Below are 17,521 nucleotides of genomic sequence, written 5' to 3' on the forward strand. Positions count from 1 at the left end.
CGGTTCTGTTGAAATCCTCGGAAGACGACAAGAATTGGCTGCTGAATACAGAGGATTAGTGCAGCACAATGAGTCCGTTTGTTTCACGCCGAAACCAGTGAACCATCCGCTCACTACACGTGCGAATTGAGCAAATGAACAAATATGGATTTGACCTTGGAGAAGACATTTATACATATAATCAGAAGTTCTCAACATGAACCGTCGTGCCCTCCTTACTGCCACTGGGGTTGTACTTTCAGCCCCTCTTGCAGGCTGTCTCTCCGAATATCCGACCAAATTAGGTATCGATAGGTCACAATCAGAAGAATCTGAGGATGACAAAAAGATAAAATTAGGCGGATACTTGCTAACTATCCATCACCACCCTGACCGTTCACCTGATGAAGTGGAGTCGTCAATGTCATCTGAAAACTCCAATCTCGATGACCAACGATTACAGAATCTCTTCGAGGAAGCAGTCAGATCGGGACGCGCAGCGTATAGAACTCATGATGAAGCAGCCACGTTACAAGCGATAGTAGACGAAATTCCAGAGGACGAAGACGACAATAGTCAATACGTGACTCACGAGGGAGAGGTTCTTAGTGTGAGGACAGTGACGCTCGAATAGTTCAGAAGTTCGGAGGATGGGTTTGACAAATCAACTACTTTTTGACAGTTTCACTCGAAGAGTATGTTGGGACGAGACCCCAGAAGCGTCGATATTGAGGGGGTTCTGGGAAACTGACGCCGCACACGTTGTCAGGAATCTCTAGCGGAGTGGATGATATGGTTCGACCACATACTCACGCTCAGGTTTCGACACGCCCACTGCTGAGAGTAAAACTTGTATTTGACGTTGGAGAAAATATTTATAGAGAACCACCATTCGGTCTGATATGAATCGCCGCACGGTCCTCGCTGGTGCAGGAATCACGCTTTCCCTCCCTCTCACTGGTTGTCTCAGCGATGAGGAAAATAACTCTGAAGGCCAGACTAGTGAACATGGGACCCCCTCTGTCGAAGATAGCAAGACCATCGAAGAAGACCCACGAGTGGATGCCCCATCGCACGAAATCACCCCGCCAGCGGACGAAGATTCTGACGACTGGAACGACGACTACCTTGGTGAGCACATGGAGACGGAGCCATCGGTTGTGTTTGAGGAATTACCTATTTCAAGGTTTGCGTTGAAAGCTCAAGACAAACGATTATCAGACCCCACAAGAGGTAACGATGAATTCTGGGTTGACGTGCTGGAGAGCGAGGACGACCGCGATACAATTCTTGACATCGAGGATGAAACCATCAGTACGGCGGAACGCGACCAGCTCAAAAGTATCGATTTCGACGAATCCGTTCTGATTGTGGTAGAAACAGGATACGGTTCTAGTTCTGTAACCCATCGCTGGTCGCGTGTGGAAGATGCTGGAGACAGTCTTCACCTCCATGGATACTATACAGACCCTCATGGACGAGATGGTGACGTGTCTACGAGAGCGTCAGTTCTCGAAGTGGAACGACCATCCGACGAATTGAACCTCGCTCGCGTGAGTCTCACGGTCGAGGAGGACCGTCGCGTCCACTTCAACTCGACCGAGGGTCCAGTCAGTATCGATGCTTCTTCAGATGAGTCTGAAACTCTTGACTGTGACCTCGAATATCGACAAGAGCAGGGCAAAGCCGATGCAGTCGAAACGTCGGTATCAAATGCTGACGGGTCTTGTGGGTTTGAGGCAGCTAGTGCAGCCGTTCAACATATTGAGAGCCAACTCGATACGGAATTCAATTCAAGTTGGGGTGGCCCGAGCTATTCCGCCGTATCAGAAGAAGCCAGAGTGGAATTACGCGCCATCAAGAACAGAGACGGGGACTACAGCACCTGCCCACCACTCACCTTCGACGAGGTTGTCGAAGTTACTCCGACCAAAGTGACCGTCACGGTAGAGGTCGAAAACGGAGAGGACGAAGAATGCACACACAATATCTATGTAAACCAAGTAACCGAACAAGAGGATTAAACAGACCACTCCGTTAACGGGGTTCCCTATACTGATCGATCACTACCGTCAAAAATTGAGCCGAACATCGTGCGACATTCGCGCTTTGTATTCAGCAGAGACTGAACGTTCTACTCGGATTCTGTCAGAAGATGCCTGCTGAATATAGAGGTTAAATGCAGTACGAGGTGAGTTTCTCAGGCAATCGACGCGATAGATGACAACTACGCGCCATCTATTGTGTGGACGATGCCCTCACAATCCTCAACCCAGTAGTCGATCCGTCTGGATTCCGTAATGATGATACGGGTAATCGCGTCGTCACAAATCGGTCGGGTAATCAACTGGATCTCTTGATCGATTCCGGTAATCGTGACTCTATACTGTGATTGACCGAGGAGATCGCGCTCCGCGCTCTCGTTCGCAGCCACGGTAGCGTTAGTTTCCGTAACCGGGTCGTACTCCCCACCGTCCCGCCGTTCTTCGATGGCGATAGTAAGAGTGACCTCCCTATCGAGATCGTTGTCGATCACCACCGTTTCGTTCACTCCCGACGGACCTCCGAATCCACCAAGACATCCAGCTGTTCCTATAATCGCACTGCTGGAGATGAGTGCCAATAGGTGACGGCGGGAGCGTGACATACAGCTTACCACAAGTCGTATTGAATAAAATATCTTCTGTAGACAACAAGACCGGCCAAAGTCATGGCCGATATGCGCCCTGTATCTTGCATACCTCGATCAGCACATACTCCAAGTGTCACAAACAGCTTGCGAGATACAGACGACGACCGTCGCAAATGCGCTACGGTTTCAACGGGAGACTCGTTCTGCCGTTCGAGCGCATGACTTCTCTGTTGCGGTCGGGCCACGTCAGTAACCGATCACGTAGCAGCTCCCCATCAGCTGTCTTCGGATCATAGCCACCGACTTTGGCGGGGAACGTCAACAGAATCCAGCCACCGTACCCGAGAATAACAGTCACACCAGTCAGTATGACTATTGAGACGCACACCCTCACAAGACGCTTTCTGAACCGTATATCTGAAGTATTCGATTCTCCTATTGTTGTCACACATCTAACTACTTTGGGTGGTGTCTAAAAGCTATTGGCACTTCTCTCGATAATACAGTGTTGGGCCTTGTTTAGACGCTCGTAACCATGCTGTTTAGCGACTCACGAATTAGTATCGGCTTTCTAGCTGTTCGGGCTAAATGTCTAACTTACTAGGAAGTGAAGCGGGACGGTTCGTTTGTGTCCAGCAAACTAGCCCGCTTCACTAGCCGCGTTGTCTCGCTCGCCCAAAAAGCCGTCGTTGGAACTCCGAAACCGGCCGTTCAGAAGGGGAACGGCGGCTACGCCGACTGGGTGATTGTATCGATTCACGGCCTCAAAACGTATCTCAATCTGCCCTACCGCCGACTCCTGGACGTCCTGTACGAAATGCCGCGGATCACTCGAACTCTCGGCCTAGAACCGGTTGAACTCCCGGACTTCACCACCGTCTGCGCGCGTATGCAACCGCTCAAAATGCCTGTCTGGCGCGACTTTCTCCGGTTGTCCGCGGAACTGCACGACACCGGCGAGATCCAGGCGATCGACGCAACCGGTATTGATCGCGTCGCGGCGAGCCAGCACTATGCCAAACGGACGAATTACACGTTCAAAGCGGTGAAAACGACTGCATTGATCGACTGTTCGACTGGTGTAATTCTCGACATACATTGCTCGATGACACAACCGCACGATTCACAGGTTGCCTGGCAGTTACTCACGCGAAACCTAAACAAACTGACTGTACTAACCGCGGACAAAGGATACGACTGGGAGCTACTTCGACGTAGACTCCGTGCTGAGGGCGTCAAACCGGTGATCAAGCACCGCGAATTCGGCTGGCACGGCGTCGCCAACAATGTGTTGATGGATGATACGACCTACCATCAACGCTCGAACGTCGAATCGACGTTTTTCGCGATTCGACGAAAATACGGTGAGATCGTTCGAGCGAGAACGTGGTTTGGACAGTTCCGTGAACTCGTTCTCAAGTGCGCCGTCAGAAACGTCGAACTAGCTCTCGACGACTCTAACGGGTGAATTTAGGCATCTAAACAAGGCCCAGTGTTGCATTCGCGCCCTGTATCTTGCACACTTCGCCCAACCTATCCAGAAGCTGGTAAAAAGTGTGTGCAAGACTCAGAACATGTGTGCAGCACAGAAGATTCGTTGCATCCAACCAATCTGTGCTGGAGCCGATGGTAGCTGAAGGGTGCTGGTTGAACGCCGTGGGAGAATGTTTATGCGACAGTGGAACCTCTCATTTTGGAGATAGTCGATATGGTCAAAGAGTTGACGCAGATAGAGAATATGTGGGCCAGCCACTCCAATCCGAAGAGCGGGTGGAGTCGAATGGCAGCAGGGTTCGTGGCCGTGGCGGCACTTTACCATCGGAAATGGAATTTGTTGGGACTCACTCTCCTGTTCTTAATCATCAATCCGGTACTATTCCGCGAACCAAGTGAAGAGTTGGATGACTGGATGTACAAGGTCGTACGTGCTGAAGAACGCTGGACTAACGACGGGCACCGCCTCATCGGCCTCGGCTACCCACAGATCCTAAACGCCGTGAGTATCCCAATCGGGCTCTATGGTCTCTACGCGGCGTACAAACGCAAGCCTGTCTCAACGTTGGTTTTCACGCTCGCATCACAAGGACTCAACCAGTGGTGTTTGAGGGAGATTATCGAGTACTACGAAGAAGTCGATTCGCAGTAAGAATAGGTCCTATATTGATCGTCCGTCCAGAACGATGCGTGCGTCACCTGTACTGAGCGACCACTAACCCTCGCAGGTCGTCTCTTGGTGTGTGCCACATTTGCGCTCTGCGTTCAGCACGACTGCTGAAACTTATCACCAGTCAAGGAGTTCAACAATCCAAGGAACCATTCCGGTTCCACTACATCAGCTTGCTATCTTCCGACGCGTTACTCGAGTATATTCGTTTCCGTATGTGACAACCTCGATAGCGCCTCTTGATTCATTTCAGCGACTATCTCGTGATAGAACCCTAGCCCCGGCGCCGAAGAATCCGCTCGATAATCAGTCGCGTCGAGAGCAGTTCGTCCTCGTACTGCGGCTCGCGGCCGGAGGCCCGCTCGACGCGACAGTCGACCCCGCGGCACTCGAGTTCCTCCCGGATCGCGTCCGGATCGTGGTGCTGGTCGTGGCCCAGTGCGATCACGTCGGGCTCGAGTTCCTCGATGGGACGGAAAATATCCTCCGTATCGCCCAGAATTGCCCGATCGACCACCGCGAGGGCATCCACGAGTTCCCGACGCTGGTGGGCCGAACAGATCGGTGCCTCCTTGTGATCGACGTTCGTCGGTCGGGCGACGATCACGACGAGTTCGTCGCCCATCGCCGCCGCCCGCTCGAGATAGTGGACGTGGCCGGGGTGAAGCAGGTCGAAGGTTCCCTGGGCGACCACGAGGACGTTCGATTCGTCATCCTCGCCACCACCGTCGGTCGCTACTCGAACTGGTTCTGACCGATTCGACCCGTTCGATCGCAGTGGTCGCGATACCCGGTCGCCGTCGCCGTCATCGTCATCGTCGTTCGTACGCGTCATGGTTGATTTTCGCTGGGGTTCGCGCTACGCCGTCCTCGAATCGCACGTCGCTGGTCGGCGATTGCGGTGGGCTGTCCTGCCATCGAGTCGTCCACCCGAACGCTCATCGGCCTAACTCCTCGTCGATGTCCGCCTGCGTAAAGTCGAAGAACTCCTCGCTGTCCGGGAGGTCGACGTCGATCACGTTCAACCGCGTCGGTCGGCCCTGCGGATCGAACGCCTTCCAGTCGCTCCGACGGTAGGGGGCGCCGATGATGATGTGCACCGTTCCGCGACCGAACGTCTCGAGATCGGCCTGGCTCGGTCGCATCACCCCGTTCGGGTGGGAGTGCACGCTGCCGAGTGCCTTCACGTCGTTCGGGATCGAGCTCGTCCGTACGGTCGCGCTGACGCTGTTCGACTCGGTTCCCGGCACGATCAGGATGTCAGTGATGACGAGTCCGTCCTGTTCGAGGCCGAGTTGCGTCGCTTCGGTGCCGCGAAGAAAGCCCATGTACTCGTTGGGATGGGTGGCCTCCGACGACTCCAGCGCGAACTCGAGCGTTTCCTCGGCGATCCCGAGAATCTCACTCGAGCGAAAGAGCGCGTCCAGCAGGCCCATACCCCTCGTCGGCGCTTGACGTTGCTAAACGTTGCGGAACCCGTTGCAGGGCAAAACCAGTTCCCGCCGTGTTCCGCTGGTCGCTATCACCCCGTCTGGTTGTCACTACCCACCCAGACGATCGCTCGAGTGTGCGTTCCTCCTCGGTGGCCACCCGAGTGTGCGTTCCGACACCTGCTTGGTAAGCGTTATACGCGCCGATGCCAAACTACCGCTACCGATGACACGTGACTCCGCCGGAGGTTCCGGCGATGACGGAGATGTTTCCGTCGTTTACGATCTCGCTCCCGATTGTACCGCTTCGGATCTCGAACCAGACACCCAGTACCTAGCCGAAATCAACGGCATCGTCGAGTACGGTATTTTCGTCGACCTCTCCGAGAACGTCTCCGGACTGATCCACGAATCCGTCCTCGAGGGCACGTTCCAGGTCGGCCAGGAGCTCATCGTCGAACTCGAGGACGTCCGCGAGAACGGCGATCTGGCGTTCCAGCCAGCCGATATCGACACCGACGACGAGTACGCCGTCGAACCGGTCACCCACGAGTATCCACTGACGGGTACCGACCGCCTCGGGGCCAACGTCGGCGAGCAGATCCACCTCGAGGGCGAAATCGTCCAGATCAAACAGACCGGCGGCCCGACGATCTTCCACGTCGCCGACGAGTACGGCGTCGTCCCCTGTGCCGCCTTCGAGGAAGCCGGCGTACGCGCCTACCCGGCAGCCGAGGTCGGAGATATCGTCCGCGTGACCGGCACGCCCGAAACCCGCGAGGAAACCGTCCAGATCGAAGTCGACGGCCTCTCCCGACTCGACGGCGAGGACGAAGCCGACGCGCGGGAACGACTCGAGGCCGCACTCGACGAGCGCGCCCAGGCCCACGACGTCGAGCCGTTGATCGACTGGCCCGCCTTCGAAAAGCTCCGGGACGACCTCATGGAAGTCGCCACGTTGCTGCGACGAACCGTCCTCGAGGGACGCCCGATTCGCGTCCGCCACCACGCCGACGGCGACGGCATGTGTGCCGCGGTGCCCGTCCAGCTCGCACTCGAGCAGTTCATCGCCGAGGTACACCAGGACGACAACGCGCCACAGCACCTGATCAAACGTTTGCCCGCGAAGGCACCGTTTTACGAGATGGAAGACGCCACGCGTGACCTCAATTTCGCGCTCGAGGATCGCGAGCGACACGGCCAGCAACTGCCGCTGTTGTGCATGCTCGACAACGGCTCGACCGCCGAGGACGTCCCGGCCTACGAGACGCTGGCCCACTACGACATCCCGATCGTCGCCATCGACCACCACCATCCCGACCCCGACGCAGTCGGCGACCTTCTCGATGCCCACGTCAATCCGTACCTCCACGACGAGGACTACCGGATCACGACCGGAATGCTCTGTGTCGAACTCGCCCGGATGATCGCCCCCGATCTGACCGACGACCTCCGACACATCCCGGCCGTCGCGGGCGTCTCCGACCGCTCGAAAGCCGACGCAATGGCGCAGTACCTCGAACTCGCCGCCGAAAACGGCTACGACGAAACCCGGCTGAAGGACGTCAGTGAAGCCCTCGACTACGCCGCGTTCTGGCTTCGATACAACTCCGGCGATCAGCTGATCCAGGACGTCCTCGAGCTATCCGATGCCGACGAAGAACGCCACCAGCGGCTCGTCGAGTTCCTCGCCGACCGTTCCCGACGCGCTGTCGACGACCAGCTCGACGCCGCGATGACCCACGTCGAACACGAACGCCTCGACAGCGGGGTTCACCTCTATCGGATCGACGTCGAACACCACGCCCACCGCTTCACGTACCCTGCACCGGGGAAGACGACGGGCGAAATCCACGACCGCAAAATCACAGAAACCGGCGACCCGGTCATCACCGTCGGCTACGGGCCGGACTTCGCCGTCCTCCGCAGTGACGGCGTCCGCCTCGACATCCCGCGGATGGTCTCCGAACTCGAAGAGGAGATTCCGGGTGGCGGCGTCTCCGGTGGCGGGCACCTCGTCGTCGGCTCGATCAAGTTCGTCAAGGGCAAACGTGAGGAGGTCATCGACGCCCTCGTCGAGAAGATGGCTGCCGCGGACATCGACGAAGCGCTCTCGAGTGCGGCACCGCTCGAGAACTGAAATAGATCCGTTCGTCTTCTGGTATCTCGGTTTCTCTGTTGCCAGCGACTGTCAGGTGATGCCACCCGAGTACCGCCGCGGCGACTAGCCCCGCACCAACAGCACCGAGCAACTCGAGTGGCACCACGACACCATCGTCGTCCCCATCCCAGTCGGCTTCGAAGACGGTTTCGTAGTACGATCCAGCGGCTTCACCGTGGAGAACGAGGGCGACCTCGCGGTTGTTTCGGAGCGAATTTTCGTTCCAGTTGATACTCCCGACGACGGCCGTCTCGCCGTTGACGACGAGGCCTTTGGCGTGAATCTTCCCAAAATGGTCATCCTCGTCGACGAGTCGTGCCTCGAGTGGAAGGTCGTCGTCGGCCGCCCATTCCTCGAGCCGCAGGACGAGTTCCCGATTGTCCGCCTCGAGGTACCAGCTCGAATCGAGCAACACCCGTACCTCGACGCCTCGCTCGGCGGCATCGACGGTCGCCTCGAGCACTGAGAGGTCGTCGCCACGGATGCTGGCCTGTTTGATGATGATCGACTCGTTCGCACCCTCGAGTAACTCGACCAATCGCCCCTCGGCGTTGTCGGGGGCGAGCAGGAGTTCTACCTCGTCGACGGTGAGTTCCTGCGGTTCGTGAGTTTCCGGAAACGACGCCATCGGTGAGTCGTCCTCGACGAACGTCGCCGTGTCCCGGTGTTCCGTCCACGGCGAGACGTCCCAGCCGTCCGCGTCGGCTCGAAACACCGCCTTGAGGTCGGCAGCGAGTGCTGGCTCCTCGACGACGACACTCCAGCCGCGACTGGAGGTGCCCCCGAGCCCTGATGGCTTCCAGTTCTCGGTAGCGACGAGTACGGATTCGTCGACGACGGCGTACTTCGGGTGGTGGTAGCGATATCGGGCACCCGACCCGCCCAGTGCGTCGACCTCGGCGCCCGCGGCCTCGAGTCGGGTGAGAAGGTCATCCGTTCGTTCGGGCGTGCCGCCGACGGGGCCGGCCTCGACCAGCACCTCGACGTGAACGCCACGCTCGAGGGCGGCTTCCAGGGCGTCAGTGACGTCCGGCGAGACGAAGGTGTAGCCGGCGACCAGTATCCGATCTTCTGCCGAGTCGATTCGCTCGAGCACGACGTCGGGGCTGTCGGGGAGGACGAACGCCGTCGCCGCTGATCCGTCGTAGGAGGTCACCGGAAAACAGGGGGCACCGCGGGGCCACCACCCGCCGTCGGCTGGATCGGTGGTGCCAACGCCGGAACCATCCTGTACCGCACTCGAGCCATCGGGGGACGAGGCGTTTCGATGCCAGACCGTCGCCGTGCGCGCCCGGCCGTAACTGATCGTATCGACGACGGTGTCTCCGTCCTGCAGGGTGAGGCGGTCGCCGTCGGCCGCCAGTCGAACGTACCCCTCGAGTTCGATGACTGCGAGGTCGGTCATCGCGGCAGTTTCGTCGGGATCCATCGTCACCGCGACGGGATCAGAAACGGTGACGTTGGGAAATTCGGCCGTGGTGTGACCGTCGGTGATCGTCCAGTTGTCGAGCCGGGTGGCGGGAGGCGTCTCGAGCACGAAGTACTCGCCAACGTTGCCGTCTGTGGTCGGATTCGGATACACTGCCGTGATTCGAGGGCCAGGTGGCGGGTCGAATGCCGTGGTTCCGGGATGGTCGGTCGCCGATGGAAGCGCCGTCTCAGCGGCGACTGGACAGGCACGACCGACAGGTGTGGCCGTGTGTGAGGACTGCGACGTTGCACCCGACATCGGTGGCGACGCCACGACCGAATCTGACGACTCGGAGGTCGTGACTGCTGCAGCGGCGGGAAACACCGCTTCACCAGCAGTCGCTCCCCCCGCCACGATCAGCACGAGGACGACGAGAACGACGATCGAGCCGGCGCGTATAGCCCCCTCTCGCTGCCCGTTCGTATATAAAGAATCGGCGTCGGGCCGTTACGCGGTCGGCTCGAGTGCTGGCTGGGCTTTCTCGGCTTCGGCCTGGACGAGATACGATCGGTCGTCGGCGTACTCCGCGACGGCTTCGAAGGCGTCCTCGGTGGCGATCTGGTTGAGCGCCCAGGCGGCCGAGGAGCGGACGGTGTCGTCGTCGTCTTCGGCGAGGATGTCCGCGAGTGGATCGATGGCTCGCGTGTCGCCGATCAGTCCGAGGGCACGTGCGGCGGCGCTTCGAACCTCGTCGTTTTCGGCGACGAGTTGGTCGGCAAGCGGCTGGACGGCCGCCTCGGCACCGATCTCGCCGAGGGCTTTGAACGTCACCTTCTGAAGCAGCGGATTCGAGTCGTTGTCGACGTAGTCGACGAGCGTCTCGACGACGTCCTCGTCGGCGACGCCGATTTTGCCGAGGATGGTGATTGCGTCCTGATCTCGACGAGTCGCCCGCTGGGCCATCGGTTCGATCGCCTCCTCGGAACCCATCCGCTCGAGGGCCTCGAGGGCGTGTTCCTCCATGAAGTCCGAGTCGAACGTCTCGAGGGCGAGCAACACCATGTCGACGTTGCCGCGCTTTTCGTGTACCTTCAGCGCGTGCCACTCCGGCGGGTAGTCCTTGACGTGTTCGAGGACGTCGTAGTAGCCCTGGGCCCGGAGTTGCTGGCGAACCGAGAGGTCGTCCCATCGCTGGGCGTCGTCGACGCCGTCGGTGAGCGTCCCTGCGGCCTCGAGCAAGGCGGCGATCGTCTCGGCGTCCTCGTCAGCATCGAGGTCGGCCGTCTCGATGGCCGCGCTCGCGTTCTCGAGGATCGCCGTCAGCCTGGCGGGAACGTCATCTCCGTCGTTGACGAGCGTCAGGTCGGCGCCGAGGATGTCGTTGACGTCGACGACGAACGAATCGACGACGTCGATCAGGGTCGCTTCGCCCCGTTCGGTCCAGCGGGTCTCGGCGATCTCGTCTTTTGCCTCGCTGACTTCGGTGACGACGTCCTCGGCGTAGGGGCCGCGAGCGTCCTCGAGGTCGTCTGCCAGTGCCTCGACGTCGCCCTCGAGATCCTCGTCCTCGTCTTCTTCGTCCTCGAGGTCGGCTTCCTCAACATCTGCTTCGAGTTCCTCGAGGGCAGATTCGACGTCATCGAGATCGGCTTCGGTCTCGGCGTCGTCGAGCGCCGCTTCGATCGACTCGAGGCGTTCGCGAAGTGACTCGACGGTGAGTTCGTCGGTCGTATCCGCGTTTCCGTCGTCGCTCATGGAATCACCTGGCGACGCGTCGCCGTCGGGTGACGCAGTACCGTCTTCATACGGATGAGTCGTGTCAGGATGCTCCTAAGCGTTTCCATCTGGTGACGGCCATCGCATGTCCATTGCATGTCCATCGACGTTAACGGATGGGGCAATCGCTGAGACGGGGGCTCCGCTCGAGTCCGTGAAGTCGCCGGATCGTTACTCGGCGCTCGCGATCGGTTCCTCGTCGACCGGAGCAGGGTCTGTCCCCCAGTAAAACCAGGGACTCAGCGTCATGTAGGCGATTCCGAGTGTGAGCAGCGCGAACGGAAACGTTCGGCCCGCCGCGTTCGGAACGAGAATCGCCAGCCCGTGGATGACACCCATGATCAGGGCGTCTCGAGCGAGGAGGTCGGGATACCGGATTCGAGAGACCATCAGGTAACAGAACGCGCCGGTGATCGCGAGGATCAGCCAGGGGTCGTCGACCGGGTGGCCGGCCAGAATCGCCGCGCCCATGATCGTCGCGGCGAGGGTCGTCTGGATCCCTTCCGTGTAGTGGTCGGCCGTATCGTACGCGGTATAGAGACCCAGTCGCGTGACGGCCATCGCCACGAACAGGCCACAGACGGCCGTGACGAGGCCGAGTTCGACCGTCACCGTCTCGAGGCCGATGCCGAGACCGTCGCTGATCACGACGAACGCGAGCACCGCTGGAGCGATGGCGAACGAGGCCACGTCGGCGAGGGAATCGAGATACGGGCCAGCCTCGGTGCCACCGTAGTGTCGGGCGAGGAGGCCGTCGAGTCCGTCGGCGATGGCTGCGAGTAAGATGAGGCGGGCCGCGAGGTGGATGTCGACGAAGGCGACGACGACCGCGACGAATCCGAGGGCGGCGTTGGTGATCGTCACGGCGTCGGCGATCCCGAGTCGGCCGACGAACCGGGGCAGCATACACGCGGATTCGACCGGCAGCCGTCTTACGTGTTTCCGTTTCCGACAGTTGCACCGTGCCCTGCACACCCGCTCGAGAACGACTTCAAAGCCGCTCGAGCAGGTTTTCATCCGGCGACCACAGCATTCGTACGCGGTGGGAAAGACCGAGGGCGTTATATCGCCACTCTCCTAACTCGGGGTATGCACCGGCGCGCGTACCTGGCGACTGCGGGAAGTGCCACGTTGGCAGCGCTCGCGGGCTGTACAGTGGTCGGAGACGTCGGCGAACGCGTCCTCGGACGGACGGACTACGACATCGGCATGACTCGAATGGAGTATCTCCCCTTTTCCTACGAGGCGACCGTCGGCGAACCTGTCGTCTGGAAAAACACCAGCGAGGCCGATCACACGATCACCGCCATCGAGTCGATGCTCCCGGAAGGAGCGACGTACTTCGCAACCGGCGACTACGACGACCAGGACACTGCGGAAGCCGCCTGGCACGACCACCACGGCGGTCGACTCGGGACGCGAGACACCTACGAACACACGTTCGAGGTTCCAGGCACCTACGGCTACATCTGCGTTCCACACGTCGGGGGCGGGATGGTTGGGGAAGTCGTCGTCACCGACTAATTCTCGCTGTCGGTTCTCTCTGATTACCAATCGGCTGTGACGCTCGAGTTGGAGCGTATGCAAGTAGTCACTACCACTTCTCCACACCGTCGTCACTACTTCACAGTGCCGTCGCTCTCACTCTCGAGCAACTCGGTCGAAAAAGCTGCGTTCGATACGGCTCGAGTGATCGATTAGTCGTCGACTGCGACGTCGCCTTCGTCGACGTCGACGCTGGTCGCTTCCTCTTCGGCCACTTCATCTGGGTGGGCTTCGACAGTCGTCTTCTGGATCTCGACGCGGCGAAGCGGATAGATCGTCTTGGACTCGCCGTAGATGGCGGAGGAGAGACGGCCCTCGACGATGCTGTCGATGAGTTCCTCGAAGGTGCGCTCGGCGGCCGCTTCTTCGGTCATCTCGACCATCTGCTTGCGAATCGCCTTCTCCTGACTCGCGTCCGCTTTCTTCGTCGTGAACGCGACTGGCTGAACCTGAACCCGGTAGTCGTCGGTCGTCAGCACCGTCACGTAGGCGTCGATTTTCGAGGCCCCGCGGCGGACGAGCGAGCGCAGGTAGTCACGGGTCAGCGAGTGCTCCTTGAACTCCGTGTAGGCGGCGTCGCTGCCGACGTCGTTCACCTGGAAGGTGAGCTTCGTGTTGTTCTCGCTGGCGTTGTTCGTGAGTTCGCCGAGCGTCGTTACGATGGTTCGGTCGTAGACCTGTTCTGGTTCGTCGGCGGGGGTCTCGCCGAGCTCCGCCCGGTCGAACTGCTCGGGGGCGAGCACGGTGTACCACCGCTTCTCCTGCTTCGCGCGTGAAACTGATCGTTCGCTCATTGTGTGTTGGTATCTGTATCGGTCTCCGTCGCCGACTCGTGTTCGTCCGGAGTCGATGTCGGAGTGGTCGCTGTCGTTCGTCCGTGCTGTGCAACTCTCTCCGCCACGTCGAGGTTGACCACGTAATCGTCGACCGTCGAGTGGAGACCGCCCGTCGTCTCACGCTCGATCGTGGTGACGACGCGTTCGGAGGCTCCGTCAGCCCGCTCGAGGCGAGTGTCCATCTCGTCGGTGTTGTCGGGTGCGATAGCCGCCACGACGATCGACGAATCGACGTCGTGTCGCGTCCGTATCGTCGCCCGACGGCTCGCTCGCTTTCCGTCGCCCGTCATAGGTGCTCCCTCACTGCCGCGATGATTGCTTCGTCCGCACGTTCGCCGTCGTGTTCGAGGATGCCGCCACGGTGACCGACGTCGTACGCGCCACCGAGCTCGAGGTCGCGGGCGATCGCCTCGAGCGTCGAACCCAGCTGTCGGGGTTCGCGGGTAGCGATCGCCGCGCCGTCAGTCCCGACGACCAACACGGTCGACTCCGGCGATCGGTACGCCAGTGCGAGCCGTGCCACGGTTTCGAGCGGGGCCTCGTCGACCCCGAGGACGTACAGGCCGTCGTATCGACCGGTCGACGCTCCGTCGAGTGCGACGTGGGCTCGCTTGCCTCGGCGTTGCCAGGCATCGAGCGCCGGCTTCCGTGCGTCGTGCCCCATCGCCAGGGCGACACCGGTGGCGGGCTCGACGGCAGCGGTTGCCTCGAGCACGTCCGCGTAGCCGCCGAGGGTCGCGAACGATCGCTCGCGGTCGTCATCGGCCCCGATTTTGATCGCGTACGGGTGAAGGAATCGCGCGAGCGACGCCGCAGCCTGGTCGATCGCATCTTCCGCACCGACGACGTCGAGGGCGACCACCGATCCGATCGTCCGGTGGCCGTCAGCGTCGAGTTCGTTGGTCTCGACGTCCTCGAGTGCCGTCCGCACGGCAGCGACGTCTCCCGACCAGGGAGCCCGACAGAACGCGGTGTGTGCGAGTCCGTCGATTACGTCCGTCGTGGGGACGGCGACGCCAGGTCGACGTTCGAGCAGCGATTTCTCGAGTGCTGCCTCGAGGAGCCACTCGGTTTCGCCGGCACCAGGCTCGAGCCCCGCGGCAACCGTGCCGGCAAGGGTGAGCAGGGGATCGGGTGTCGATCCGAGATCGCGGGCGAGTTCCGCTGCAGCGAGACTTGCCGGTCGGTCGTGGGTCTCGAGGCTGACCAACTCGTCCGCTCCGTCGTCGACGTCGTGTGGCCCGATCGCGATGGCGACCGACCGCGTGTCGCGACGGTCGTCGGCGGTCAGGCGCGTCGTCCGATCCGCGATCGTCCGACCGGTCGTCACCTGGAACGGCGTCTCGCGGTGTGAGAGCGTGCGGGCCAGAAGGCCGGCCGCAGCCAATCCGTCGCCATCCGCCAGCGTTACGATGTGGACGAAGTCGGCACTCTCGAGTGCCGAGGTGGCGGTCGAACCGGCTGCGACGCGACCTTCCGTTGCCATTGGTTACTGGATCACTCCTCGAGTAGCTCCACTGCGGCGTCGTAGGAGTACGTGAAGTCGGGGTCGATTTCGTCGCCCCGGTAGTACGAAACGAGTCTTCGTACTTTCGACTCGGTGTTCTGCAGCGAGCGTTTGTTCTGGAAGTCCTGTGGGTTCGCTTCCGCGTGCTCGCGCAGGCGGATGGCGCGCTCCATCAGGTTGCGAAGATCCTCTGGAACGTCCGACTTCGCATCGTTCTCCTCCAGGATCTCGGTGAGCTTCTTTCCGGTCGCCAGTTTGACGTCCGGGATCGGGGTACCCGTGACACCTTCGTCACGAAGTTTGAGTCCGATCTGACTGGGGTCGTACCCCTGTTCTGCTAGTTCGACGACGCGAGATTCGATCTTCTCTGCGTCGACGTCGCTCCACTCCGGTGGTTCGTCTGCCGCTGGCTTGTCCGATCCGGACGCGCCACGGCGGCGGGTGTGCATTCGTGCCATTGTTCGAGGATAGGAATCGCACTGACCGCGAGCGAATCGCTTCGTCCCGGCTCTCGCCGGCTGCACTTCCGCAATCCCAAGTCACCCGACAATCCGTGGATGACACGTCGGATTTGCGGCCGTGCGCTTCCCACATGGTACTTTCCGGTCGGAGGCAAAAACGTTGCGACCTGAGTGTTCGGTTCAGATCTCACTCTCGTCGGTCGACGTGCCTCGAGCAGGCTACCCCACTGACGACGGCCGAAAACTGCCCGCTCAGGCCGGCGTTACCGGGCTATCCTGGTCGGATTGCTCCGTCGTCGTCTCTTCCGTTTCCGCGCGGTTGAGCAGTTCTTTGAACTTCTCGGAGCGGTTCTCGATCTCTTGACGCGTCTTCGAGTCCGGCGTTTTATCCTGGGCTTCGATCAGGAACGTCGTGATGACGACCGTCTTCACCCACGGCTTGAGCAACCCGGAGTAGACGGTCAACACGAGGCCGACGACGACGACCCACCCGATCAGCTCGAACGTCGTCGACAGGCCGCTCAGGACGCTCGCGAGCGGCGTCAACGCCAGAAAGAGGACGAGAGCAGCGACGTACATTCCACCGACGATCAGCAACGTCGAGCCGAGCACTGGCTTCCAGCTCTTGGCGTAGAGGACGAGGCCATCTCCGGCGGCCTTCCACCGATTTTCCTCGTCGCTGATGAACATGTACGCGACGATCGCCTCGTCGATGTACGAAGCTGCGATCGCGACCGCGCGACCGACGAACTCGATGATCTGCTTGAGCGTCGGGACGAACGACACGAGGTTCGAAAACGAGAGCACTCGTCGGTTGAACTGTTTGATGACGGCCTTGACGACCTGATCGACGGCGAACAGCGCACTCGCCTCGGTGAAGTGCTCTTTGACCTTCCCCGTCCCGTAGGAGATCTGGTTCGATGGCACCTCACCTGTCTGTACGATGTGGGCAATGACGGCGATGTGGCCAGCTTTGACCAGATACAGCACGTACTTGACCAGCAATTGCCACGCCTTGATGAACAGCACCAGGGCGATCAGCAAGGCGACTATCGCCACCCAGCCCGAAATCGTTTCCGCGTCCACGAACGTCCACGCTAGCCAGCCGATTACGCCGAAGTAGACGATCGAGACGATCCCTAACAGCAGCCCAATCCCCATCCGAAGCAAGACGAACGGCATCGTCTTCAGGTAGATACCTGTTGCCTTACCGAAGTGTAACACCATACAACACGTCAATTTAATTCGGGGGTAAAAAGCTTTGATACTTTCCACCGGGTAAGTTGTAAGTTACGTCCGGGTAAGTTTCCCCGAGGGTGGTGGCCGGCTCGAGTCAGCAGGCGATTGCTCGAGATAATCACAGTTGTGTTCGTGGCGAGCGTCGTCAAACGGCAAACCATGTGCCAGCGTAGCGCCCTCACACCAATTCGAGAGGTTTATCTATGCCCACCGGAAAGCAGAGAGTGCACACGCGGGCTCGTAGATCAGTGGTAGATCACTCCCTTGGCATGGGAGAGGCCCCGGGTTCAAATCCCGGCGAGTCCACTATTCTGCGCCGCGAGCATATTCGCGAGCGGCGCAAATTGTCGTCGAAGGCGGGATTTGAAGCCCTGGAAGTC

General features: G+C 60.0%; 17 protein-coding genes and 1 tRNA gene. 7 read left to right on the top strand and 11 right to left on the bottom strand.

Translation table 11 applies throughout. The annotated features are described in order from the left end of the window. Positions 1–196: 196 nt before the first annotated feature. Together NGM68_RS07260 and NGM68_RS07265 are read left to right on the top strand one after the other, a co-directional pair. Positions 197–613: a hypothetical protein gene (locus NGM68_RS07260; protein WP_252700981.1), complete on the top strand. Its 417-nt coding sequence runs from the start codon at positions 197–199 to the stop codon at positions 611–613. Between the two features lie 268 nt (positions 614–881). After that, positions 882–2,003 carry a hypothetical protein gene (locus NGM68_RS07265; protein ID WP_252700982.1) on the top strand — a complete coding sequence of 374 codons (1,122 nt, stop codon included), beginning with the start codon at positions 882–884 and terminating at the stop codon, positions 2,001–2,003. Positions 2,004–2,206: 203 nt separating this feature from the next. On the opposite strand, the gene NGM68_RS07270 is transcribed toward NGM68_RS07265, so the two are convergent. Beyond that, positions 2,207–2,530: a hypothetical protein gene (locus NGM68_RS07270; protein ID WP_252700983.1), complete on the bottom strand. Its 324-nt coding sequence runs from the start codon at positions 2,528–2,530 to the stop codon at positions 2,207–2,209. A gap of 688 nt (positions 2,531–3,218) precedes the next feature. On the opposite strand from NGM68_RS07270, the gene NGM68_RS07275 reads away from it, so the two are divergent. Together NGM68_RS07275 and NGM68_RS07280 are read left to right on the top strand one after the other, a co-directional pair. Continuing rightward, positions 3,219–4,079, top strand: a complete 861-nt coding sequence (locus NGM68_RS07275; RefSeq protein ID WP_252700984.1) for an IS5 family transposase — start codon at positions 3,219–3,221, stop codon at positions 4,077–4,079. Between the two features lie 240 nt (positions 4,080–4,319). Continuing rightward, positions 4,320–4,757 (top strand): DUF6653 family protein, encoded by a 438-nt coding sequence (locus NGM68_RS07280; RefSeq protein WP_252700985.1) that lies wholly within the window; start codon positions 4,320–4,322, stop codon positions 4,755–4,757. A 292-nt stretch (positions 4,758–5,049) separates the two neighbouring features. Here the strand turns inward: NGM68_RS07280 and NGM68_RS07285 are convergent, their stop codons facing one another. Beyond that, positions 5,050–5,469 (bottom strand): FAD synthase family protein, encoded by a 420-nt coding sequence (locus tag NGM68_RS07285; protein WP_252701392.1) that lies wholly within the window; start codon positions 5,467–5,469, stop codon positions 5,050–5,052. A gap of 244 nt (positions 5,470–5,713) precedes the next feature. Then, the gene (locus tag NGM68_RS07290) at positions 5,714–6,211 is read right to left on the bottom strand and encodes a Mov34/MPN/PAD-1 family protein (protein ID WP_252700986.1); all 498 of its coding nucleotides are present in this window, start codon (positions 6,209–6,211) and stop codon (positions 5,714–5,716) included. Between the two features lie 220 nt (positions 6,212–6,431). Here NGM68_RS07290 and han point away from each other — a divergent pair, with 220 nt between their 5' ends. Then, positions 6,432–8,345, top strand: a complete 1,914-nt coding sequence (gene han / locus NGM68_RS07295) for a Hef-associated nuclease (RefSeq protein ID WP_252700987.1) — start codon at positions 6,432–6,434, stop codon at positions 8,343–8,345. Here han and NGM68_RS07300 read toward each other — a convergent pair. The 3 genes from NGM68_RS07300 to NGM68_RS07310 form a co-directional block, all read right to left on the bottom strand. After that, positions 8,266–10,095, bottom strand: coding sequence for a phospholipase D-like domain-containing protein (locus NGM68_RS07300; RefSeq protein ID WP_252700988.1), 1,830 nt, complete (start codon positions 10,093–10,095; stop codon positions 8,266–8,268). The two genes, han and NGM68_RS07300, sit on opposite strands and share 80 nt — an antisense overlap. A gap of 189 nt (positions 10,096–10,284) precedes the next feature. Next, the gene (locus NGM68_RS07305; protein WP_252700989.1) at positions 10,285–11,532 is read right to left on the bottom strand and encodes a HEAT repeat domain-containing protein; all 1,248 of its coding nucleotides are present in this window, start codon (positions 11,530–11,532) and stop codon (positions 10,285–10,287) included. Between the two features lie 192 nt (positions 11,533–11,724). After that, positions 11,725–12,459 (bottom strand): protein sorting system archaetidylserine synthase, encoded by a 735-nt coding sequence (locus NGM68_RS07310; RefSeq protein WP_252700990.1) that lies wholly within the window; start codon positions 12,457–12,459, stop codon positions 11,725–11,727. A gap of 183 nt (positions 12,460–12,642) precedes the next feature. Between NGM68_RS07310 and NGM68_RS07315 the strand changes: the two genes are divergently transcribed. Beyond that, complete coding sequence (locus tag NGM68_RS07315; protein ID WP_252700991.1) at positions 12,643–13,077, top strand: cupredoxin domain-containing protein; 435 nt, start codon at positions 12,643–12,645, stop codon at positions 13,075–13,077. Between the two features lie 173 nt (positions 13,078–13,250). On the opposite strand, the gene NGM68_RS07320 is transcribed toward NGM68_RS07315, so the two are convergent. The 5 genes from NGM68_RS07320 to NGM68_RS07340 form a co-directional block, all read right to left on the bottom strand. Beyond that, the gene (locus tag NGM68_RS07320; RefSeq protein WP_252700992.1) at positions 13,251–13,892 is read right to left on the bottom strand and encodes a 30S ribosomal protein S3ae; all 642 of its coding nucleotides are present in this window, start codon (positions 13,890–13,892) and stop codon (positions 13,251–13,253) included. Then, the gene (locus NGM68_RS07325; RefSeq protein WP_252700993.1) at positions 13,889–14,224 is read right to left on the bottom strand and encodes a KEOPS complex subunit Pcc1; all 336 of its coding nucleotides are present in this window, start codon (positions 14,222–14,224) and stop codon (positions 13,889–13,891) included. The genes NGM68_RS07320 and NGM68_RS07325 overlap by 4 nt, the downstream gene beginning before the upstream one ends. Next, positions 14,221–15,420: an exonuclease gene (locus NGM68_RS07330; protein ID WP_252700994.1), complete on the bottom strand. Its 1,200-nt coding sequence runs from the start codon at positions 15,418–15,420 to the stop codon at positions 14,221–14,223. Before NGM68_RS07330 ends, NGM68_RS07325 begins: the two co-directional genes overlap by 4 nt. Positions 15,421–15,431: 11 nt before the next feature. Continuing rightward, positions 15,432–15,899 (bottom strand): 30S ribosomal protein S15, encoded by a 468-nt coding sequence (locus NGM68_RS07335; RefSeq protein ID WP_252700995.1) that lies wholly within the window; start codon positions 15,897–15,899, stop codon positions 15,432–15,434. Positions 15,900–16,154: 255 nt separating this feature from the next. Further along, entirely contained in the window at positions 16,155–17,129 is a 975-nt protein-coding gene (locus tag NGM68_RS07340; RefSeq protein ID WP_252700996.1) for a hypothetical protein, read from the bottom strand. A gap of 246 nt (positions 17,130–17,375) precedes the next feature. Here NGM68_RS07340 and NGM68_RS07345 point away from each other — a divergent pair. Next, a tRNA-Ala gene (locus NGM68_RS07345) sits at positions 17,376–17,447 on the top strand. The last annotated feature ends 74 nt before the right edge of the window (positions 17,448–17,521 follow it).

Source organism: Natronosalvus vescus (assembly GCF_023973145.1).
In the GTDB taxonomy this organism is placed as follows: Archaea; Halobacteriota; Halobacteria; order Halobacteriales; family Natrialbaceae; genus Natronosalvus; species Natronosalvus vescus.